We start from the raw sequence: 16,902 nt of genomic DNA, 5'->3' as shown, positions 1-16,902 counted from the left end.
AATGGCTGAGCCTTCCATACCCCGTTCATGCGTTCGGCAGCCCTGCGGCCACCCATGCAATGCGGGGTGAGTTCAAAGCGTCAGCCAGTGATTAATTGGCGTGCTCTTCGATGTACTTGTTGGCGTCGCCAACCGTGTTGATCTTTTCGGCAGCGTCGTCCGGAATTTCCACACCGAACTCTTCTTCGAAAGCCATCACCAGCTCAACGATGTCGAGGCTGTCGGCACCAAGGTCGTCGATGAAGCTGGCTTCCGGAGTCACCTTGTCTTCTTCAACGCCGAGATGTTCGACGACGATCTTCTTCACGCGGTCAGCGGTATCGCTCATGTATTCCCTCTCACACTTGGGGTTTCAAATATCCCTTTCGCCCTAATGAACGGGCGCGACAAGCGCAAGGGCCTGCAACACCTCTCACGAACGGTTGTTTTGTGCCCCTATCGATGGTGCTGCTAAGCGAAGCTCTTGCATTTCCGCCTTAGCGATGAAGGGAGGCTGGGCAGCGACCAGCGGGGGAAACAAACACATCGCCGTCCATTGGTTAGGCAAGCAACTGATAAAAAGGAGATTTTTCATGTCTGCCAATAGTGTTCTCAAGACGCTCACCGATACCGCATTCGATTCGGTTGAGGGTTACCGCAAAGCCGCCGAGAAGGCGGATAGCCCCCAGCTGAAGCAGGCACTGAACCAGCGTCTGCAAAAGCGCGAACAGACCGTTTCTCAGCTTAATGCGGAAATCCAGCGCCAGGGTGGCGAGCTTGTCACCAAGGGTACCATGACCGGCGAAGTCCATCAGGCATTCCTTTCGATCGCCGATGCATTCGAAAACGGCGACGAAGCCGCTGCCGAGCGTGTGGAAGAAGGCGAAGATTATCTGAAGGGCAAGTTCAAGGAAGCGCTCGAAGATGACGACCTCGATCCGCAATCGCGCGCCGTCGTGCAGCAGTGCTATGCCGAGATCAGCGAAGGCGAACAGTTCGGCGACATGATCGAGCGCCAGTACGACTGATCAGTTTCGACTGATAATGTCGCACAGTGCGTTCTCATGAACGCCAGAGGGCGCGGTTCTTTCGGGAGCCGCGCCCTTTTTCGTGCGTAAAGCGTTGGCTGAATGAAGGAGCGTCCCGATGCATCGAATTCTGATCGCCGCAATATGTGCACCGCTTGCAGCCTGTGCGACGTCTTATCTCGAAGTTCCGTTCCCGACGTATGAATACTCCGGCATCGACCTGCTTGCCGGCGTAAGCGGACGAGTGGAACTATCGGATCAATGCCTGCTGTTTTACCGTGAGGGTGCGGAGCCCGGCACACCTCCGGCATACCTGATCATGCCGCTCGGCACGCGGCTACAAGGCAGCAGGATTACACTCCCCGAAGAAAATGGCGGTGCCAGCTTCCGTCTCGGCGCCACGATCCGCGTACAGGGCGGCTATAACGAACTCGACGGAACGCGCTCACGCAGCCGCAATCCGGGCGGATGTGCAGGCACGTCGCTTATCGTAAACCGGCTCTATTGAGCGGACCGAGGGTTCAGCTTTCCTGCGGCGGAGCGTCGCGCGTAGTGGAATTACTATTCATATCGGTTTTCTCCGCCACGCTGGCCGCTTTCTGCGTATCGAGCGCTTCGCCAGTCAGGCGGATATGCACGTCGCGCAGCTGTTTCGGGCTGACGACCGAAGGCGCCCCCATCATCAGGTCCTGCGCCTTCTGGTTGAGCGGGAAAGCAATCACTTCGCGGATATTCGGCTCGTCAGCCAGCAGCATCACGATACGGTCGATACCCGGAGCCGAGCCACCGTGCGGCGGTGCGCCCAGCTTGAACGCCTCGATCATGCCGGAGAAGTTCGCGTCGACATCTTCCTTGGAATAGCCGGCAACTTCGAACGCCTTGTACATGATTTCAGGCTTGTGATTTCGGATAGCGCCCGATGACAGTTCGTAGCCATTGCAGACGATGTCATACTGCCACGCCTTGATCTCGAGCGGATCGGTGTTCTCCAGCGCTTCCATCTCGCCCTGCGGCATGGAGAAGGGGTTGTGGCTGAAATCGATTTTCTTCAGCTCTTCATCATACTCGAACATCGGGAAGTCGACGATCCAGCAGAATTTGAAGCAACCCTGCTCGATCAGTTCCAGCGTTTCGCCCACGCGGGTGCGTGCAGCACCTGCCAGCTTGGCAGCTTCTTTTTCCTTGCCCGCAGCAAAGAACAGACCGTCGTTCTCGCCGAGACCGAGCTCTTCATAAAGCTTCGCCATGTTTTCCGGGCCGTGGTTCTTGGCGATCGGACCACCAAACTCGCCGCCCTTGCGGGTGACATAGCCGAGGCCCGCAAAACCTTCGCGCTTCGCCCAATCGTTCATCTCGTCGAAGAACTTGCGGCTCTTTTCATTGGTGTTCGGAGCCGGAATCGCGCGGATCACGCCGCCGCCGCCAACGATCTTTTCAAAGATGCCGAAGCCCGACTGGGTGAAGTGGTGCGATACGTCGCTGATGATAATCGGGTTGCGAAGGTCCGGCTTGTCCGTGCCGTATTTCAGCATGGTTTCGGCGTAAGGAATACGCGGGAATTCGCCTGCAGGGGTGACCGACTTGCCGCCGGAGAACTCCTCGAACACGCCAGCCAGCACCGGCTCGATGGCGTTGAACACGTCTTCCTGCGTGACGAAGCTCATCTCGAAGTCGAGCTGGTAGAATTCAGGCGAACGGTCGGCGCGCAGATCTTCATCGCGGAAGCAGGGAGCGATCTGGAAGTAGCGGTCGAAACCGGCGACCATCAGCAGCTGCTTGAACATCTGCGGAGCCTGCGGCAGCGCGTAGAACGTGCCCGGATGCAGGCGGCTCGGCACGAGGTAGTCGCGCGCGCCCTCGGGCGAAGAGGCACCGAGGATCGGCGTCTGGAATTCGGAGAAACCCTGGTCGGTCATCCGGCGGCGCAGCGAGGTTATAACCTGGTTGCGCAGCATGATGTTCTTGTGCAGCCGCTCACGACGCAGATCGATGAAGCGGTACTTGAGGCGCGTTTCTTCCGGATAGTCTTCGGCAGAATTCACGATCAGCGGCAGCTCGTCCGCCTTGCTCTGGACAGTGACCGAGCGGGCGAAAACTTCGATCTCGCCCGTCGGCAGGTTCGCGTTCACCGCTTCGGCATCGCGCGCCTTTACCTCGCCATCGATGGTGATGACGCTTTCCAGCCGCAGCGAGTCCAGCAGTTCGAGCGCGGGGGAATCCTCGTCCGCCACGATCTGGGTGATGCCGTAGTGATCGCGCAGGTCCACAAACAGCACGCCGCCGTGGTCACGCTTGCGGTGAATCCAGCCGGACAGGCGGACAGCGTCACCTACATTCGACTTGTCGAGTTGTGCGCAGTTGTGGGTACGATAGGCGTGCATCGGGACTCTTTCCATTTCGGGGGCTATAACCTAAGGGCGCGCGCAGGCGCTGCCACAGGGCATAAAGCTTTGTGCGCGCGCTAACAGGGTATGCACGGCGCTTTGTCAAGATTCGCGTCTCGACAGGCAGAGTGCGGCAGGCACGGTGAACCGGCCAAACAGAAATGAAGATACATGAAAATCCATCCCCTTATTACTGAAAGCAAAGACCTCGCCAAGCTATGCAAGCGTTTGGCGAAAGGCGATTTTGTCTGCGTGGACACAGAGTTCATGCGCGAGAACACATACTACCCGCTGCTGTGCCTGGTGCAGGTCGGCAATGAGGAAGAGGCCGCGGCGATCGATCCGCTGGCTGACGGGATTGACCTCCAGCCGCTGTGGGACTTGCTCACCGACAATGATGAAGTGCTGAAGATTTTCCACGCCGGCGGGCAGGATGTGGAAATCGTGTTCAATTTTACCGGCAAGACCCCCTACCCCATTTTCGATACGCAAATCGCGATGATGGCGATCAGCCAGTCCGAACAGATCGGTTACGCCAATCTGGTCGAAAGCTGGCTCAACAAGACGATCGACAAAGGCGCGCGCTTCACCGATTGGAGCCGCCGCCCACTGACCGACCGGCAGATCGAATATGCGATTGGCGATGTCACCTACCTGGCGCAGATTTTTCCGAAGATCCTCAACAAGCTGATCAAGACCGATCGCGGCCATTGGCTGAATGCGGAAATGGAAAAGCTCGCCGATCCAAGCAATTACGCCAACAATCTGGAGCATGCGTGGCGGCGCATTCGTGCCCCGGGCCGCAATCCGGCGGTGCTTGGCCGCCTCAAGGATTTGGCTGCGTGGCGCGAGAAAGAGGCGCAGGACAAGGATATCCCGCGCGGGCGCATTATTCGCGATGAAACGCTTGCCGATATCGCCAGCCATCCGCCGAAGAAACAAGCAGATCTCTCGAAGGTACGCGGCTTGTCGCAAGCGTGGAAAGAGAATGACATCGGCAAGCGCCTGATGCGCGTCCTCAAACATGCGGAACCCCTGCCAGCCGAGGAAATGCCGACCAAGGCCAAGCGCGGTGCACCTTTGGGCAAGGAAGGTGCGCTGGTGGCCGACCTGCTGAAGCTGCTCCTGAAAATCCGCGCCCGCGAAATCGAAGTCGCGTCTCGCCTGTTGACCAAGGCCGATGAGCTGGAAGCCCTCGCCGCCGGTGTGCGAAAGCTGCAAATCCTCGAAGGCTGGCGCTTCGAAGTCTTCGGCAAGGACGCGCTTGAGCTGGTCGAAGGCAAACTCGCATTCGCCGTGGAAAACGGCCGCCTGAAGATGACTCACATCGATGATGTGAAAGCCGAAATGGCAGAGGCGGCTGAGGCCGAATAGAGGGCATGAGCACCTACCTCCCCACCATAAAGCAGTTGCAATATCTCGTCGCCCTGCACGAGCATCAGCATTTTGGCCGCGCGGCGGAGGCGAGTTTCGTGTCGCAATCGACGCTGTCGGCAGGGATCCGCGAGCTGGAATCTCTGCTCGGCGTGACGCTGGTGGAGCGCAGCCGCCGGGTTGTGCGCTTTACGCCGCTTGGCAAGAGCGTGGTCGACAAGGCGCACCGCGTGCTGCGCGAGGCAGAGGAACTGGCCGAGCTGGTGCAAGCCGCGGGCAAGCCGCTGTCGGGCGAATTGCGCATGAGCGTGATCCCCACGATCGCGCCTTTCCTTTTGCCGCGCATCCTGCCGCGGCTGCGCAAGGAGCGGCCGCAGTTGAAGCTCTTCCTGCGCGAAGAGACTTCGGATCACGCCATCGAGTCGCTCCATCACGGACGTGCCGATTGCGTCCTGCTCGCCCTGCCCTTCGCGACCGGCGAAGTGGAAAGCGAGATCATCCAGGACGATGCGCTTTACGTCGCTTTCCCCAAAGATGACCCGCGCGATCCGCCAGCGGAAATCCCGCCCAATATGATCGACGAAGGGCGCCTGCTACTGCTCGAAGACGGGCACTGCTTGAAAGAACATGCGCTCGCCGCCTGCAACCGCCCGGAAATGCGCGCGAGTGCGACGATGATCGGCACCAGCCTGCACACGCTTGTGCAGATGGTCGACAATGGCCTCGGCCTCACCATGCTGCCGCAGATGGCGATCGATGCGGGGATTTTGCACGAGACCGATGTCGTCGCCCGTCCGCTCAAAGGCGCAAACACCAGCCGCCAGATTGCGCTTGTCTGGCGCGCCAATTCGCCGCGTGCGGATGAATTCAAGCTGCTGGCTGAGGAATTGCGCGCGGGTTAGCAACTCACCGGATATAATCGCCGCCTCACTCATTGCATTGATGTAATGAGAAAAACCACGCTTCCGCCATTCGCTGCTGCCGTCCTCCTTCTGTCTGCCTGCTCCGCACCGGAACAGGATTCAGTGAGCGAAGAGAGCGAGACCGAGCAGAGCCAGACCATCGAAGTCGCCGACAGTCCTGTCGAGCAAGCCGCGCCGGTCGACCCCGAAGTGGCTGAAGCCCGCGATGCCCTATCCGAGCGGATTGCAGAACTCGGCGAAGACTTTGGCGGCTCGCTGGGCATCGCGATTGTCGACGTACAGAGCGGTTGGAGCACAGGCTTTAACGAGAGCAAGCTGCTGCCCCAGCAAAGCGTCAGCAAGTTATGGGTCAGCCTGGCCGCGCTGGAACTGGCTGATCGTGGTGAGCTCGACCTTGAGTCTCCGATCGATATTCGCCGTGAAGACCTGACCGTGTTTCATCAGCCCATCCGTCCCGATGTCTTGCGGAGCGGCGTGGTCCGTAGCGATCCTGTCGACTTGATCGAACGTGCGATCACCGAAAGTGACAACACCGCCAACGATGTTCTTCTGGGACAGGTGGGTGGCCCCGACGCGGTTCGGCAAGTGCTTGCCAGCAAGGGTCTCGATAATATCCGCTTTGGCCCCGGCGAACGCGCAATGCAGAGCGCCATTGCCGGTCTCAATTGGAAGCAGGAATATGCCTACACGCGCAGCGGATTTTTCGATGCGCGGGATGCCGTGCCCGACATTCTCCGCAAAACCGCCTTCGAAAATTATCTGTCCGATCCCGTCGATGGAGCAACGCCGATTGCGATTGCCGAGGCCCTTGCCGCTCTCGCTCGCGGAGATTTGCTCTCCGAACCTTCGACCAAGCGGCTTATCGCCACTCTGCAACGGACGAAAAGCGGCCCGCGCCGCCTGAAGGCTGGGGCACCCGCTGGTTGGACAGTCGCGCACAAGACAGGCACCGGACAATTCTATAACGGTCGCCAGTCCGGCTATAATGATGTCGGCCTGGTCACCTCACCCGACGGTCGCACCTACGCCATTGCAATCATGATCGGCGAGACCCGCCGCCCCACGCTCGCACGCATGGACATGATGCAAGCGGTGACACGCGCGGTGGCTGACTATGATGGAAAGCTGGCGGAAGCGGCTACATCATAGGGTTTGGATGTAACCGCATTGAGCGGAACTTGCTCCTGCCTCGGCGTTCGAATAACATTCTCAAATGACGAGAAAACATCTCACCTTCGCTCTGCCAGTTGCGTTGGTCTATGCCGCATCGCCAGCTTCCGCGGGGTGGAATGGTGCCGAATGGGGAATGACCCCGCAGCAGGTCGAAGAGGCTACCGAAGGCTTCGCGAGGATGACTCGGGAGGAATTGCCTCGCGAGGGCCGTGAGCCGCGGCTATCGAACCGCGCCGAATTTGAGAGTGAGCTCTCCAATTTCGAAGTCGAATATTATCATGATCATACGGGTCTGCAGCAGATCAGGCTGATACCCGAGTTCGACGATTGCGATGAAGTGCTAAACGCCTTCGTCAGCACCTTTGGGGAACCTATCGAATATCAGGAGCAAGTGATCCTGCGCAATTTCGCGTGGCATGACGAGGAGAACGACAACCGCATCGTGTTGGCCCACTCCACCGCGAACCTTTGCACGGTCTATTTCTACAGCCTGTCAGATTACACACAGCGAATGGAAGCCAGAGCCGGCAGCGACGCCGGGTGATTTTCCATCAATCCATATGCTTGAGACCCACGCGCAGGTAATCCCAGCCCGTTATCACTGTCAAAATCGCGGCCGCCCAAAGTGTCGTCAGGCCGACTGTGTGCGGGACATTCGCATCGATGTCGCCGATCATCACAGTCCAGTCGGGCAGTCCCTGCCCCAAGATTAGTGCACCGAGAGCAATGAGCTGGAACGTCGTCTTCCATTTGGCGAGCTTGCTGACAGGGACACTCACCTGCAGTCCGCCGAGAAATTCGCGCAGGCCCGACACCGCAATCTCGCGCACGAGGATGATAAGCCCAGCCAGCACGTGCATGTCCCCCACATAGGGGCCACGCAGCACGCCCATCGCGGTGAGCACCAGAATGACGGTCGCCACCATGATCTTGTCCGCGATGGGATCGAGGAAAATGCCGAGCTTGCTGACCGCTCCGCTCGAGCGGGCGAGCATTCCGTCGAAGTAGTCGGTAATGCCCATTGCGCAGTAGAGGCCGAAGGCAAGCAGGTATCCCAACTCCCATCCCGGCCACCAAAGCAGATAGGCGAGCAAGGGAAGCGCGATGATGCGCGATAGCGTCAATATATTCGGCAAGGTCCACATGATGGGTGACCTCTAGCGTGATAATGGCGCAGGAAAAAGCATGGCCACATGCCTGAATTGGTTATAAGCCTGCTGCGCAAGCGTCCGAAGCCACCAGGAAGGCAGCCCAAGCCCCCTTATGTTTACGTCTGTCCACCTGCTCAAGCAGCGGCGTTTTCTGCCGCTCTTTGTCACCCAGCTGCTCAACGCTTTCAACGACAACCTCTACAAGACGACGATGGTGCTGTTCGTCATCTATCTGGTGTATAATTCGCCCGACACGGAGACCATCTTCTCGGGCGTCGCATCCTTCGTATTCATCCTGCCCTTCTTCCTGTTTTCAGCGATCGCCGGGCAATTGGCGGACCTGACGGACAAGGCAAAGATCATCCGCACTGTGAAGGCAGCGGAAATCGGGATCATGTGTGTGGGCGCTTTCGGGCTCTATCTCGCGTGGCAGGGCATTGCAGTGGATGTGATCGCGATCCCGCTGCTGATGCTGGCGCTGTTCGCGATGGGGGTGCACTCGACATTCTTCGGCCCGATCAAATATGCGATCCTGCCGCAGCACCTTCAGAAGGAAGAGGTTCTGGCAGGGACCGGTCTGGTTGAAGCAGGCACATATCTGGCGATCATGGGCGGCACGATTATTGCCGGCTTCCTGGCCGAACTGGTGGAAGTCGCGGCCATCGCGATCATCGCCGTGGCAGTGATCGGCTATGTCACCAGCCGGCAGGTCCCCGCGGCTCCGCCGATGGGAGAGCCCGAAAAGGTCGACTTCAATCCCTTCACCTCCTCATGGAATCTGGTGCGTGACGTGTCGCACAATCGCGAGGTGTTCTACGCTATCCTTGCGATCAGCTTTTTCTGGACCATCGGCAGCGTGCTGTTCATCCAGTTTCCGCCGCTTGCGAAGAACGTGCTCTATGCAGATCCGGCGGTGGCCAGCCTGTTCTTGGTCTTCTTCTCTATCGGCGTTGCCATCGGTTCCGTTGCTGTCAATCTGCTGCTCAAAGGCACCGTTTCCTCGCGCTATTCACCGGTTTCGGTGCTGGTCATGGGGGCGATGGTCGTGGTGTTCTATTTCGTGTGCCGCGCCTGGAATGCGATGGTGGTGGACACCGCGCTGATGGATATCGCGACATTCCTGTCCTACCCGCTCGCCTGGGCAGTGCTCGGCAGCCTCTTGTCCATCGCAATCTTCGGCGGCATGTTTGTCGTGCCGCTCTACGCCTTTCTCACCACCAAAGTGGCGACAAACAAGGCGAGCCGAGCGGTGGCCGCGAACAATATCGTCAATTCAGGCGCGATGGTGGTCGGTGCACTCTTCGCCATGGGTCTGAGCGCAATCGGCATTCCGCTGGCCGAGCAATTGCTGTTGAGCGCAGGCATGTGCCTGATCTCCGCGTGGCTCGGCACGCTATTGCTGCGCGCAGAACGCGAAGCTGCGGTGGTTGCTTAACCGAAGAAGGTAAGAGTGGCTACGAAGCCCGCGGTATAAGTCGCGGCGACCGTTTCCATATCCTTGCGTGTAAGGCCGAGCTTCAGGCGCCAGGGCACCATACGCTCAATTTCATTGGCGCGGTGCACCACATGCGGTGGAAGCGAGGCCCGGAAGGGGTGGCGGGCCGACTCATCGGTAAGGACCAGTGAACGTCTCATGCGATCGCCTTAACCTTTTGCTAACCATTTGCTCTATCGCACAATTGCGGCTGTCCAAACACGGGACGGATCTTGTTCTGCCCGGATATTTCTGCGGATAAAGCGGTTGGCGAAAGCCGATCGTCTCTGGTTGCAGGCGCAATCAGTCGGGGCTAACCACGCGGCATGACCACGCCGACCCCGCGCAGCGCATCGCGCCTGCTGATCGATTGCCTTGTTGAACAGGGCTGTGACCGCGTCTTCACGGTTCCGGGGGAGAGCTTTCTTCCCGCGCTGGACGCGCTCGCCGATACCGGTGCGATCGATACGATCACCTGCCGGCAGGAAGGTGGTGTGACCTTCATGGCCTGTGCCGACGGGGCGATGACCGGCAGGCCCGGTGTGGCTTTCGTAACCCGCGGCCCGGGCGCGACCAATGCGAGCATCGGCGTGCATGTCGCCATGCAGGACTCGCAGCCGATGATCCTGTTCGTGGGCGATGTGGACCGCGGCATGAAGGATCGCGAAGGTTTTCAGGAAGTCGACTTCCCGGCCTTCTTCGGACCCATCGCGAAATGGGCCGCAAAGATCGACCATGCTGACCGTATTCCCGAATACGTGGCACGCGCCTGGTCGACGGCGATTTCAGGCCGCCCTGGCCCGGTGGTGCTCGCCCTGCCGGAAGACATGCTGCACGAAGAAGATGTCACTGCGCCCGTTCGCCCGGCCGTGACCAGACCCGCGCAGGCGCCCTGCCCTGATGCCATGGCGACGATGATGCGAATGATCGGCGATGCGGCATCTCCTGTCGCCATCGTCGGCGGAGCGGGCTGGAACGAGCGCACGCGCCATTACTTCACCGAATTTGCCGAGCGGATCGGCCTGCCCGTCGCGACAGCTTTCCGGCGGCAGGATGCCATTTCGCCTTCCTCCAGCGTCTATGCCGGTAATCTCGGCTACGGCCCCAATCCGAAGCTGACCAAACGCGTGAAAGAAGCCGACCTGCTGATCGTGGTTGGCGCGCGTATGGGAGAGGCAACAACCGACGGCTACGAGCTGGTAACGCCCGATCATCCCGATCAGGCGCTGGTGCATATCTACCCCGATCCGAACGAGCTTGGCCGCGTCTACCGGACTGATCTGCCGATTTGTGCCGATATGGCCGAATTCGCCGAATGCGCAGCCCTGTGGGATGATGAGGACATTATTGCTTTCGATGCCGGGCCTGCCGCGCACGCCGAATGGCTCGAATGGAATACGCCGCGCGGGGAAGCGCAGTTCACTCTCGATCTGGCGCTCGCCATGCGCAAGGCGCGCGAGCTGCTGCCTGCCGACAGCATCATCTGCAACGGTGCGGGAAATTTTGCGGGTTGGTGGCACCGCTACTGGCCCTATGCCGGATATCCGTCACAACTCGCTCCGACCGCTGGCGCGATGGGATACGGCGTACCCGCAGCTGTTGCCGCCGCTCGCCGCTTCCCGAACCGTTGCGTTGTCGCAGCCGCTGGAGATGGCGACTTCCTGATGAATGCGCAGGAGCTGGCGACCGCGGCGCAGTACAACCTCGACCTGCTGGTGATCGTCTTCGACAATTCCACTTACGGCACCATCCGCATGCACCAGGAGCGCGAATATCCGGGACGCGAGGCGTCAACGCATCTCGCCAATCCCGACTTCGCAATGATGGCACAGAGCTTCGGCGGCTGGGGCAAGCGGGCGGAAAACAATGCAGAGTTCGATGCTGCACTGGAAGAAGCGGTAGGCCGCAAGGGCATCCGCCTGATCCACTGCATCACTGATATCGAACAACTCTCCGCAGCAGGAGCGACGGTGAGCGGACTGCGCAAACGCTAAGCCTCAGCGGCGTCAGCGCATCGTCATCCCGCCATCGACGAAATACTCGCTTCCGGTGACATAAGAGGCCTGGTCCGAAAGCAGGAAGAGCGCGACCTGCGCGACTTCCTCAGCTTCACCGAAGCGACCGAGAGGGACCTGGCTCTTTATCTGATCGGTCATCTCTTCCTTCTCGTCCTCGTCGAGACCCATGCCGCTGAAGAAATTCGTCTCGATTGGACCGGGTGCCACCGAATTCACTCGGATCCCCCTTGGAGCGAGGTCGCGCGCCCAAGCCCGTGCAAGGGCAAGGTCTGCGGCTTTCGTCGCAGCGTAAATCGCGCCCTGTGCCTGCCCGAGATAGGGCGCAACCGAGCTGGTCAGCAAGACAGCTCCGCCATCCTTTACCTGTTCTTTGAGGCCGGCAAACTGCAGAACGGGCCCGCGAACATTGGTGTTCATCATGGCATCGAACATTTCGGCATCGTTATCTTCATTAGCGCCGAATTTGCCGTAGCCTGCGTTCAGCCACAGCCCGTCGAGCCCATCCATTTGCTCACGGACTTTTTCCGCGAGTTCCTTTGCCGCGTCGGGATCGCTAGCATCGTTGCGCAGGACGAGCGAGCCAGATGGTAATGCGCGCCCCGCTTCATCCAGATGATCCTGGCTCATGCCGGTAACGGCCACTTCGCCGCCTTCCTCGACAATCATTTTAGCCGCCGCCAGGCCGAACCCGCTTGTGCCACCGGTGATCAAAATGCGTTTGTCTGTGAACCTGCCCATGCCATGTCTCCTGTGTGGGATTATACATTGGCAACGGGCTTCAAGCGGACGCGGTTCCACGAAAAAGGGCCACGCTTGCCGCGCGGCCCTTTTCGATAATTAGTGCTGAGTAGCAGCGGTCAGATGTCGTCGCCCATCTTGCCTTTGACTTCGCCCTTGAACTGCTGGCCCTTGCCCTTGGCTTCCTGCTGCTTGCCTTCTGCCTTGGTCTCGGGATCGTCCGAATGCTGCTTGGCCTTGCCCACTGCTTCGTTGACGTTGCCCTTAATCTTGTCGGTGAGTTCACCCATGGTCGATCTCCGTAAATCTGGTGGCAGCGGATATCGCCGCCTTCTTACCTGATCAACGGACGGAGCACCCGATCGTTCCGCCTCAAGATTCTGACATTGCGATAATTTTTTCCCATTCCTCCGCGGTGATTTCGGCAACCGACAGGCGGGAAAGGCGCACCAGTTCGATCCCTTCAAGCTCCGGGTTTGCCTTGATGGCTTTAAGCGTGACCGGGTTTTTCACCGGTTTGACAGGCTTCACCTTCACCGTCGGCCACTTGCCTTCGGGATCGGTCGGATCGATCAGGCCAGCCTCGCTGACTTCTGCAATGCCGACGATCTCCAGCCCCTTGTTGGAATGGTAGAAGAAGCACTGATCGCCCTTCTCCATGGCTTTCAGATTGTTAGCGGCGCGGTGGTTTCGCACGCCATCCCAGACAGTCTCCTTATCGCGGTTCAGATCATCCCACGAGTATTTGAATGGTTCCGATTTCATGAGCCAGTAATTCGGCAAAATGTCCTCCTGATTGCGCGCCGCAGACCTAACCGCTCCATTCGCTTTTCGCAATTAACGGATCGTTGAACATGATGCGGCATAAACCTGATCGAACTTAGGGGGCGTGACCCATCTTGCTGACCAAAGATGAGAGCGAAGTGAAGGCAGAGGCACAGGCGAAGAAGCTGGCGCCGGCGCAGCGTGACATCGTTACGCTGGGTATCGCCATTGCTGCGGCCATCCTTTTCGTGGGAACCGGCGGAACCGTGATGCCGCAGATCGTGCGATCGTGGATGGGCACCGGCGCGGCGCCCGATATGCTTCTGACCAATGCGGTGCTGCTCAATATCGCCCTGCTGATATTCGGCTGGCGTCGCTACAATGAATTGCATCGCGAAGTGGAGGAACGCCGCAAGGCAGAGGCACGTGCGCGCGAGCTGGCCGAGCGCGATCCCCTCACCGGCACTCTCAATCGTCGCAGCGGGCCTCCTGCCATCGATGCACTGCGTGCCGAAGCGCTGGAGCGCGATCAGCACGTCGCGATCCTGCTGATCGACCTCGATAATTTCAAGCAGATCAACGATCTCAACGGCCATCAGGCGGGCGATGTCGTATTGCAGACCATTACCCAGCGGATTGAAGAAAAGCTTCCCGTTGGCGGTTTGCTGATCCGCATCGGCGGCGATGAATTTGCCTGCGCAGTGCCATTCTCAGCCATTGAGCGCGACAAGGTGGACGCCTTTGCAGAGTCGCTTGTCGAATCTGTTTCTGCCCCGATCCCTGCCAATGATCTCACGCTGGAAGCGACCATTTCGATTGGTATTGCACATTCCAATTGCAGCGATGGCACCGTGCTGACGGCGGACAAGCTGATCCACCGCGCCGATATCGCCATGTATCACGCGAAAAAGCGTGGGCGTAATCGCTTTTTCTGGTTCGAGTCGCCAATGGAAGACGAGCTGCGCTTCCGCCACGAGCTGGAAATGGGTATTCGCGAAGGGCTCAAGAACGGCGAATTTGTCCCCTATTATGAGCAGCAGATCGATCTTGAGACGGGCAAGCTCGTCGGCTTCGAAATGCTCGCGCGCTGGCTTTCCCCGCGCCTGGGGCTGGTTTCTCCCGACGTCTTTATTCCGATTGCCGAAGACATTGACCTGATCGGCCCGCTGTCCGAAAGCCTGATCAAGCAGGCCCTCAGCGATGCCAAGGGTTGGGATCCCGAGCTATCCCTCTCGGTCAATATTTCGCCGCTGCAGCTGCGCGATCCGTGGTTTGCGCAAAAGCTTCTGCATATTCTTGTCGACAGCGGCTTCCCGCCTCACCGGCTGGAAATCGAGATTACCGAGAGCTGCCTGCACGAGAATATCGGCGCAGTCCGCTCGATTTTCAGCAGCCTCAAGAATCAGGGCATCCGCATCAGCCTTGATGATTTCGGAACGGGCTATTCCAGCCTGTCACAATTGCGATCGCTGCCGTTCGACAGGCTGAAGATCGACCGCAGCTTTGTCACCGAGATCGCGCAGGAAGATGTGAGCAGTGAGCTTGTTCGCGCGATTGTGTCGCTCGGCAAGGGCCTCTCGCTTCCTGTCACCGCAGAGGGCATCGAAAATGGCCGCGTGCTGGAGGCTTTGAAAGGCCTCGGCGGGATCAAGGGCCAGGGTTACCTCTATGGCCGCCCGGAAAACGCGCAATCGACACACGATCGCCTTGCCAAGCTCGGCCTTCTTTCCTGCGAGAATGTCATTGCAGAGATTGGCACAAAGGCGGATGCGCGTCTTGCAGAGGAAGAAGCAGAGCGCATCGCCGGCTAAGGCCGCTCTCTTCTCCTACCCATTGCGCAACACCGCCCTGCCCCCTAGGTGGCGGATATGCGCGTCCCCTTCACCAAGATGCATGGCCTTGGCAATGATTTCATCGTGCTCGATGCGCGTGGAACGCCGCTGCCCGGCCCGCTTGAGAACGCTACGGTCAAGGCACTGGCCGACCGGCGCGAAGGGATTGGCTGCGACCAGTTGATCGTGATGGAGCCCGACGACACAGCGACCATCCGCATGCGCATTTACAATTCCGACGGCGGCGAGGTCGAAGCCTGCGGCAATGCCTCACGTGCGGTGGGTATGTTGCTGGGCGATGAGGCTACGATCGCGACCGCTGGCGGCATGATTACCACCCGGCCCGAGGCGAACGGCATTTCTGTCGACATGGGCACGCCGCGTTTCGAATGGGACGCCATCCCCCTCGCCTATCCGATGGATACAGAGCGCTTGCCGCTTGGTTGGGACGCGCTCGAAGGCCCGCTCGCGGTGAATGTCGGCAATCCGCACGTGGTGTTCTTCGTCGATGATGCGCAGGCAGTGCCGCTGGACGAGCTTGGACCGCAGATCGAAACGGACAGCGTTTTTCCAGAGCGGATCAATGTGAATGTCGCCGAGGTTATTGATGGTACAACCATGCGCCTTCGCGTGTGGGAACGCGGCGCTGGCCTCACCCGCGCTTGCGGGACCGGAGCCTGCGCCAGCGCGGTCGCTGCGATGCGGCGCGGGTTGGTCGACCGCAAGGTGACCGTCCACTTGCCCGGCGGACCGCTCACCATTGCTTGGGGCGAGGACGACCGCATCACCATGACCGGCGGTGCGACCGAAGCGTTTCGCGGCACCTTCGCATGGGATGATTACGCCGGATGAGCGCCGAAGTCATTTCGCTGGGCTGCCGCCTCAACATCGCCGAGAGCGAGCGTATCCGCGACCTGATGTCGGGCGAGGAGGATGTGGTCGTGGTGAACAGCTGCGCGGTGACAATGGAGGCTGTTCGCCAGACCCGTCAGGCGATCCGCCGCGCGCGTAAGGCGCGGCCCGATGCGCGTCTGCTGGTGACCGGCTGCGCTGCCGATATCGAACGCGAGCAGCTCGCCGCCATGCCCGAGGTCGATGGGCTGGTGCCGAACACACAAAAGCTCGATGCGCGCGCATGGAATGTACCCGAACGCGCCGAGCCTGCACCCAAGCAGCGCACCCGCGCCTTTATCGCGGTGCAGAATGGCTGCGATCATGCCTGCACCTTCTGCGTAATCCCGCAGGGCCGCGGTGAAAGCCGTTCCATGACCATTCCCGCCGTGCTGCGCGAAGTCGAGCGGCATTTTGAGCAGGGGGCGCCCGAAATCGTACTGACCGGTGTCGATGTGACGTCATGGGGCCATGACCTCCCCGGCACGCCGCCGCTCGGCGATCTGGTTGCCGCCGTGCTGGACGCATTTCCGGACTTGCAGCGTCTGCGCATGTCTTCGATCGACGGGGCCGAAGTCGATCCCGTGTTGTTCGATCTCTTCGCAAGCGAACCGCGTGTGATGCCGCATCTGCACCTGTCTCTTCAGCATGGTGCCGATCTCATTTTAAAGCGCATGAAGCGCCGCCATTCGCGAGCCGATGCCATCTCACTCGTCAGCGGCTTGCGGGAGCGCCGCCCCGAACTGGCCATGGGCGCCGATATCATCGCCGGTTTCCCGACTGAGTCGGAAGCGCATCACGCGGAGAACCTCAGCATCATCCGTGAACTTCAGATCGTGCACGGCCATATCTTCCCCTATTCACCGCGCCCCAATACGCCCGCCGCGCGGATGCCGCAGCTAGACAAGGACATTATCAAGGCGCGCGCTGCTGAGTTGCGAGCAGCTGTCCAATCGGTTCGCAATGAGTGGCTGCAAAGCCTTGTGGGCACTCCTCTCAGCGTTCTCGGCGAACGCGACGGCTGCGGCTATGCCGAAAACTTCGCCCGCGTCGCTTTGCCCGAGGGCACCGAAGCGGGCACAATCGTGACCATCACTCCGCAATCAATCGAGGAAGGCATTCTCACGTGAGCAAAAGCTGGACGGAAAAACTGTTTGGCGGTTTCCGCAAGA

18 protein-coding genes are annotated in these 16,902 nt (G+C 59.7%); 11 read left to right on the top strand and 7 right to left on the bottom strand.

Annotation, left to right across the window (positions count from 1 at the left end; translation table 11 throughout):
* Window positions 1-91: 91 nt before the first annotated feature.
* Window positions 92-328 carry an acyl carrier protein gene (locus O2N64_RS10780; RefSeq protein WP_271077601.1) on the bottom strand — a complete coding sequence of 79 codons (237 nt, stop codon included), beginning with the start codon at window positions 326-328 and terminating at the stop codon, window positions 92-94.
* 244 nt (window positions 329-572) lie between these two features.
* Between O2N64_RS10780 and O2N64_RS10775 the strand changes: the two genes are divergently transcribed.
* Together O2N64_RS10775 and O2N64_RS10770 are read left to right on the top strand one after the other, a co-directional pair.
* A complete protein-coding gene (locus tag O2N64_RS10775; RefSeq protein WP_271077600.1) occupies window positions 573-1,007 on the top strand; it encodes a ferritin-like domain-containing protein in 435 nt (144 codons plus the stop codon).
* 118 nt (window positions 1,008-1,125) lie between these two features.
* Complete coding sequence (locus O2N64_RS10770; RefSeq protein ID WP_271077599.1) at window positions 1,126-1,515, top strand: hypothetical protein; 390 nt, start codon at window positions 1,126-1,128, stop codon at window positions 1,513-1,515.
* Between the two features lie 13 nt (window positions 1,516-1,528).
* Here the strand turns inward: O2N64_RS10770 and aspS are convergent, their stop codons facing one another.
* Window positions 1,529-3,388, bottom strand: coding sequence for an aspartate--tRNA ligase (gene aspS / locus O2N64_RS10765; protein ID WP_271077598.1), 1,860 nt, complete (start codon window positions 3,386-3,388; stop codon window positions 1,529-1,531).
* Window positions 3,389-3,562: 174 nt separating this feature from the next.
* On the opposite strand from aspS, the gene rnd reads away from it, so the two are divergent.
* From rnd to O2N64_RS10745, 4 genes are all read left to right on the top strand, one after another.
* Window positions 3,563-4,765: a ribonuclease D gene (gene rnd, locus O2N64_RS10760; RefSeq protein WP_271077597.1), complete on the top strand. Its 1,203-nt coding sequence runs from the start codon at window positions 3,563-3,565 to the stop codon at window positions 4,763-4,765.
* A gap of 5 nt (window positions 4,766-4,770) precedes the next feature.
* Window positions 4,771-5,667 (top strand): hydrogen peroxide-inducible genes activator, encoded by an 897-nt coding sequence (locus tag O2N64_RS10755; protein WP_271077596.1) that lies wholly within the window; start codon window positions 4,771-4,773, stop codon window positions 5,665-5,667.
* Between the two features lie 45 nt (window positions 5,668-5,712).
* On the top strand, window positions 5,713-6,837 hold the full coding sequence (locus tag O2N64_RS10750) for a serine hydrolase (protein WP_271077595.1): 1,125 nt from the start codon (window positions 5,713-5,715) through the stop codon (window positions 6,835-6,837).
* 64 nt (window positions 6,838-6,901) lie between these two features.
* On the top strand, window positions 6,902-7,405 hold the full coding sequence (locus tag O2N64_RS10745) for a hypothetical protein (RefSeq protein ID WP_271077594.1): 504 nt from the start codon (window positions 6,902-6,904) through the stop codon (window positions 7,403-7,405).
* A 7-nt stretch (window positions 7,406-7,412) separates the two neighbouring features.
* Here the strand turns inward: O2N64_RS10745 and pgsA are convergent, their stop codons facing one another.
* Complete coding sequence (gene pgsA / locus O2N64_RS10740) at window positions 7,413-8,006, bottom strand: CDP-diacylglycerol--glycerol-3-phosphate 3-phosphatidyltransferase (protein ID WP_271077593.1); 594 nt, start codon at window positions 8,004-8,006, stop codon at window positions 7,413-7,415.
* Window positions 8,007-8,124: 118 nt separating this feature from the next.
* Between pgsA and O2N64_RS10735 the strand changes: the two genes are divergently transcribed.
* The gene (locus tag O2N64_RS10735; protein ID WP_271077592.1) at window positions 8,125-9,447 is read left to right on the top strand and encodes an MFS transporter; all 1,323 of its coding nucleotides are present in this window, start codon (window positions 8,125-8,127) and stop codon (window positions 9,445-9,447) included.
* On the opposite strand, the gene O2N64_RS10730 is transcribed toward O2N64_RS10735, so the two are convergent.
* Window positions 9,444-9,647, bottom strand: coding sequence for a hypothetical protein (locus tag O2N64_RS10730; protein ID WP_271077591.1), 204 nt, complete (start codon window positions 9,645-9,647; stop codon window positions 9,444-9,446). The two genes, O2N64_RS10735 and O2N64_RS10730, sit on opposite strands and share 4 nt — an antisense overlap.
* Window positions 9,648-9,812: 165 nt before the next feature.
* Here O2N64_RS10730 and O2N64_RS10725 point away from each other — a divergent pair, with 165 nt between their 5' ends.
* Complete coding sequence (locus tag O2N64_RS10725; RefSeq protein WP_271077590.1) at window positions 9,813-11,480, top strand: thiamine pyrophosphate-binding protein; 1,668 nt, start codon at window positions 9,813-9,815, stop codon at window positions 11,478-11,480.
* Between the two features lie 12 nt (window positions 11,481-11,492).
* Here the strand turns inward: O2N64_RS10725 and O2N64_RS10720 are convergent, their stop codons facing one another.
* The 3 genes from O2N64_RS10720 to O2N64_RS10710 all read right to left on the bottom strand — a co-directional run bounded on the left by O2N64_RS10720 (window position 11,493) and on the right by O2N64_RS10710 (window position 13,007).
* Window positions 11,493-12,242, bottom strand: coding sequence for an SDR family oxidoreductase (locus O2N64_RS10720; RefSeq protein ID WP_271077589.1), 750 nt, complete (start codon window positions 12,240-12,242; stop codon window positions 11,493-11,495).
* 119 nt (window positions 12,243-12,361) lie between these two features.
* The gene (locus O2N64_RS10715) at window positions 12,362-12,532 is read right to left on the bottom strand and encodes a CsbD family protein (RefSeq protein ID WP_271077588.1); all 171 of its coding nucleotides are present in this window, start codon (window positions 12,530-12,532) and stop codon (window positions 12,362-12,364) included.
* Window positions 12,533-12,614: 82 nt separating this feature from the next.
* Window positions 12,615-13,007 carry an EVE domain-containing protein gene (locus O2N64_RS10710; RefSeq protein ID WP_271077587.1) on the bottom strand — a complete coding sequence of 131 codons (393 nt, stop codon included), beginning with the start codon at window positions 13,005-13,007 and terminating at the stop codon, window positions 12,615-12,617.
* A gap of 134 nt (window positions 13,008-13,141) precedes the next feature.
* Here O2N64_RS10710 and O2N64_RS10705 point away from each other — a divergent pair, with 134 nt between their 5' ends.
* Genes O2N64_RS10705 through O2N64_RS10695 form a run of 3 tightly spaced genes read left to right on the top strand, consistent with a single transcriptional unit; the run spans window position 13,142 to window position 16,860 of the window.
* Complete coding sequence (locus O2N64_RS10705) at window positions 13,142-14,818, top strand: putative bifunctional diguanylate cyclase/phosphodiesterase (RefSeq protein WP_271077586.1); 1,677 nt, start codon at window positions 13,142-13,144, stop codon at window positions 14,816-14,818.
* 57 nt (window positions 14,819-14,875) lie between these two features.
* A complete protein-coding gene (dapF, locus tag O2N64_RS10700; RefSeq protein ID WP_271077585.1) occupies window positions 14,876-15,691 on the top strand; it encodes a diaminopimelate epimerase in 816 nt (271 codons plus the stop codon).
* Window positions 15,688-16,860, top strand: coding sequence for a MiaB/RimO family radical SAM methylthiotransferase (locus O2N64_RS10695; protein ID WP_271077584.1), 1,173 nt, complete (start codon window positions 15,688-15,690; stop codon window positions 16,858-16,860). Before dapF ends, O2N64_RS10695 begins: the two co-directional genes overlap by 4 nt.
* The last annotated feature ends 42 nt before the right edge of the window (window positions 16,861-16,902 follow it).

The sequence above is a fragment of the Aurantiacibacter sp. MUD61 genome (assembly GCF_027912455.1).
Classification (GTDB): Bacteria; Pseudomonadota; Alphaproteobacteria; order Sphingomonadales; family Sphingomonadaceae; genus Alteraurantiacibacter.
The sequence above is the reverse complement of the archived record's forward strand: the minus strand, read 5'-3'. Positions and strand labels throughout refer to the sequence as shown.